The sequence below is a fragment of the Paenibacillus sp. oral taxon 786 str. D14 genome, assembly GCF_000159955.1.
GTDB classification, from domain to species: domain Bacteria; phylum Bacillota; class Bacilli; order Paenibacillales; family Paenibacillaceae; genus Fontibacillus; species Fontibacillus phoenicis.
Map to the genome: position 1 here is coordinate 1 of NZ_GG695974.1, position 4245 is coordinate 4245.

At 51.3% G+C, this 4245-nt stretch carries 4 protein-coding genes; 1 reads left to right on the forward strand and 3 read right to left on the reverse strand.

The features are described 5' to 3' along the window. The 3 genes from POTG_RS08560 to POTG_RS08570 all read right to left on the reverse strand — a co-directional run. The coding region (locus POTG_RS08560) for a CotH kinase family protein (RefSeq protein ID WP_009224426.1) at positions 1–1022 on the reverse strand (1022 nt) is incomplete at its 3' end. A 22-nt stretch (positions 1023–1044) separates the two neighbouring features. Then, positions 1045–1749: a DUF4956 domain-containing protein gene (locus POTG_RS08565; protein WP_028539949.1), complete on the reverse strand. Its 705-nt coding sequence runs from the start codon at positions 1747–1749 to the stop codon at positions 1045–1047. A gap of 3 nt (positions 1750–1752) precedes the next feature. Further along, positions 1753–2466 (reverse strand): polyphosphate polymerase domain-containing protein, encoded by a 714-nt coding sequence (locus tag POTG_RS08570; protein WP_028539950.1) that lies wholly within the window; start codon positions 2464–2466, stop codon positions 1753–1755. Positions 2467–2674: 208 nt separating this feature from the next. On the opposite strand from POTG_RS08570, the gene POTG_RS08575 reads away from it, so the two are divergent. Then, complete coding sequence (locus tag POTG_RS08575; RefSeq protein WP_009224429.1) at positions 2675–3910, forward strand: purple acid phosphatase family protein; 1236 nt, start codon at positions 2675–2677, stop codon at positions 3908–3910. The last annotated feature ends 335 nt before the right edge of the window (positions 3911–4245 follow it).

A 4245-nucleotide genomic window follows, 5' to 3' on the forward strand; every position in this document is an offset into this window, starting at 1 on the left:
CCAGCGCCATCCGCGCCTCGGCCGAATCGGTCGCCTCGGCCCATACCGCCAAATCCGCCGCCCATGCCGTCAAAGGCCATGTTGTAATCCCAAGGCAGGATAGAGAAGACGCCGTTGTTTTCGTACAAATAATAGTTCTGCTTATTGGCGCCGATGTAGCTGTCCATATTGTTCGTGAGCGTGTTTAGCGCAATGTAGCCCAGCGCGTCCGGCACATTGATGTATTTTTCATAGTTGCTGCCGTTATTCAGTTCATCCAGCATCTTGATCAGGATATCGCCGTTCGACGACTTCGACTTCTGCACCAATCCGGTATACGCCGACAGATCATCGCCCAACCAGGTCAAATCGCTGCCGCTGCCGGTCATTTCCCCTTTGTACAACGCCCCGTAGGCATTGCCAAAGTTACGCTCCAGATAGGCGTCGCCGATTTGCTCCACCGCCAGGTAGAACCCCCAGAGCTCGCCGTTAATATAGACGTTCACGTAAGAGTGCTTTGGCGTTGGCAAGCCCATCTGCTCGGATAGCTCATAGGTCAGAAACTCCCGCATGTACGTAGCGTCACTGTAGTTGTTGTTCAGGTTGATTTTTTGAATACCTTCCAAGGTTTGATTCACATATTCGTCAAAAGACAACTTAAAGCTGTACCGATCGGAATCGCTCATTTGCACCACGCTGCGCAAGCTCAAATTGCCTTTGGTACGGATGCCGACATTGTCAAAATGGTGACCGTTGTAATCCACCGACGCGGTTTTGAATTCCTCGGCGCTGGCATTGTCCAGCATGTCTTGGAAATCCGCCTCGTCGATGGTGATTTTCACGTCAACCACCCGGTCCTTGGGGAACACCTCTTCATCCAGCTTTTTCTCCTCCGCAGAGACCGTTCGCTCCCCGGCAGCCCCCGTCTGACTGTTCGTCACGGAGGATCCCCCGGAATTCATGGTGGCCTCGCAAGCAATCAGGCCAACCAACAGCAGCCCGACGCACGTCCACAGCAAAAGCCGGGTCCCTTTGCGCATCATTCTCTTCCACCTCCGGGTTCCGTTAAGACACGTAGTCGCCGTTATAGCTGATCAACACGGCATTTTTGACGCCGCCCAGCGCGGTAATTTGGTTCACAAAATTGCCTTCCTGATCGCGCAAGCGAACCTCTAGCGTCATTTCAATGTTGCCTGCGGTTACGGTTTTTTGCTTCACGTTGTAGCGTTTGACCAGCTGCCCGATTTGCGAATGAACGAGCTTCTCGCTCTCATCGCTCTCACAGTTCACAACCAGCAGATAAGGGGTTTCCAAGGAACTGCTCTTGATAAACAGGAACAGGATGAGGCCAATCACCGCCGAACCGATGGCGGCCAGCGCATAAAACCCGGCGCCTGCGACGATCCCGGCTGCGGCTGCCCAGAACAGGAAGATCAGATCGGTTGGATCCTTGATCGGCGTACGGAAGCGGACGATCGACAGGGCACCAACCATACCGAGGGACAGCACCAGGTTGGAGTTAACGGCGATAATCACCATCGCAGTGACCATTGTCATGCCGATGAGCGAGACGTTAAAGCTCTTCGAGTACAGCACCCCGCTGAATACCCGTTTGTACAAAATGTAAATGAACAGTCCGATCAGGAACGAAACGCCTAACGTAATGATGATTTTGCTGATGCTGATGTCTGAAGTGAAATTGTCGAGAATGGAATTTTTCACGATATCGCTAAAATTCGTTGTTGTCGTTGCAGTATTTGTTGCATTCATCAATCAATAATCCTCCCATGCGTTGGTCTTCAAATATTTGCGGCAAATGACGTATTTGGATGCCGATTGCTGTCTGAGCCCCTCTAACTGCAGAGCGGCCTGCAGATATTCCGGAATGTACTCGTCGTATTTGACCTCGAGAATGATGAGCTTGTCATCGTTGGCCGAAACGGGCCGTAAATCCGGGTCAAACAAATTGACGGCATGGAGTCCGGTCCGCAGCTCCTTATCAAACGTGATCCGCACATTGCCGTTCGGGCAAACAAACGGTTCGCGGACATAATCGACGATCACCTGCGGCGCCAAGAGTCGCTGCTTCATCTCAAGGTAAAGCTCATACAACAGCGGCTTTTCCGGCACGTTCAGCACTTCAATATTTCCGGCCAGGATGGCATCCACCGTCTCCCGGGTCAACCGTTCTTTGAGCTTGGCGATATAGTCGCCTTTTTTGATTTTTTTCTCAAACTGAATCAGGTCGTCCCGCCCGTTATAAATGCGAATCCGGTATTTACGGCGGTCACGGATGCCCCCCAATTTGTCGTGCAAGGCGGAGTTGTCGATGTCGTCGAAATACAGGCTGCGAATATGGTATTCACCGTCCTGTCCCGCATGTTCGTCATGGCGGGCTAATCCCCGTAACCGTTGCCGAAGGATATAATACTGGTGGCGGTTGATCATAAATTTCAGCTCGTGGCGATACTTCAGTTTCTGGTTCAAGTTCAAGTTGCACCTCTTTTCTCGGGAACCTTATGTGTGATGTCATTTATCCTATCAAGGCTCCCTGATTGTCCACTTAACGCAAACTGAAAATCAACTGAAAGTTTTAACACTGCGTTGACAAATGTGAAATCCTGTAAGTCGGAAAGTTGACAGGGGGCTCCCCCGCGCATTATCTTGAGGGAAATTCACGAAGGAGTTTTTTTATATGAAAGGTCGGAGTCAGATGGTTTGGCTGGGGATAGTGGTAGTTGTGTTGCTGCTTGGCATCGTCGTCTTTGGCTGGCAAAAAAAACAACAGGCTGGCGTATCCGCCGTCCCGAAACCCCAATCGATCGTGATGACGATCGGCGGGGATGCGCGGACGACGATGGCGTTCACCTGGCAGACTGAAGGGGCGTCCGGGGAGCCTGGGATTTTGCAGATCGCGGAGGGGGCGGAGCCCGATCCTTCCTGGAACGAGGCAGAGGTGCTCAGCTTCAAAGCGAAGGCGTCCGTGATGGAGGACGGGGGCAAAGGGCAGACAGTGTACAAGGTGTTAGCCGCCGGCCTTCGTCCGGGAACGACGTATGTCTACCGCGTGGGAAATGGACAGGAAGACGGCTGGAGCGAGCCGGCCAGCTTTGTGACAGAACCTGAGGAACCTCAGGCGTTTACCTTCATTAACGTCACGGATTCGCAAGGCGAGAAGGCTGCGGATTTCCGGCTTTGGGCGCGCACGTTGGACAAAGCGTTTCAAGCATTCCCGGAAGCCCGCTTCATCGTGCACAACGGGGATATGACAGAGAATCCGGACGATGCGCAGGGCTGGAAATGGCTGTTTGGACAAGCCGCCCAATGGCTTACCCGCGTGCCGCTGATGCCGGTGGCGGGCAATCATGATGAAATTTCCGGGGACGCTTCGGCGTTTACGTCGCATTTTCTTGTGCCGGAGAATGGGGCGGAGGGAGCTACGCCGGGGACTACGTATTCTTTTGATTATGGATTTGCTCATATCGTTGTGCTCAATACGGAGTCCAAAATCAAAAGGCAGACGGAATGGCTCAGAGAGGATTTGCGCAAGAACACCAAGCCTTGGACAATCGTGGCGATTCATCGGCCTGCTTACGGTGGAAATCAGTACGACAAAATCGAGGATTGGATTCCGGTGTTCGATGAGTTTGGCGTGGATCTGGTGCTGCAGGGGCACAACCATGAATATTCCCGCTCCTATCCGATCAGGGATGGACAAATCGCCCAAGACGGCAAAGGGACCGTCTATGTCGTCACCAACACCTCCGGTCCCAAATTTAACGATTTAAAAAAAGATAAGTTCTACCATGCCGTACACACCCAACCCAACAAGCAGACGTTTGCCGGGATCACCGTAAGCGAGCACACCTTGGTGTACATCGCGTATACCGTGAACGGCCGCAGGTTGGATGAGTTTACCTTGGAGCGGTAAAGGGTGAGCCCTCGACTTACGTGCACAATAACTGAGTGGCTATTGGTAAAGGATCAGTTTTAGTACCGGAAGAGCTTGACGATCAGGAGGAGGGAGCATATTATGGATTTAAACAATCCTTTTCTTGGAAACTTTAGGAGTAGGTACCGATAATTCTTTTATTTAAGGTGACTGTTCACTTGATTATCGTTGACTTTAGAGAAGCTAATCACTCCCTTCAAGTTTGATTAAATAAAAAAATTTGTTTTTAAGATCATCGGCATTTAGCTGTAAGAGATTACACAGATGAGGATCGAAACGAAAATATTAGTGGAAATTAAGAATTTGTTAGTAAG

Coding starts and splice junctions, on each gene's coding strand:
- POTG_RS08565 (WP_028539949.1), bottom strand. CDS start 1,749: ATGAATGCAACAAATACTGCAACGACAACAACGAATTTTAGCGATATC.
- POTG_RS08575 (WP_009224429.1), top strand. CDS start 2,675: ATGAAAGGTCGGAGTCAGATGGTTTGGCTGGGGATAGTGGTAGTTGTG.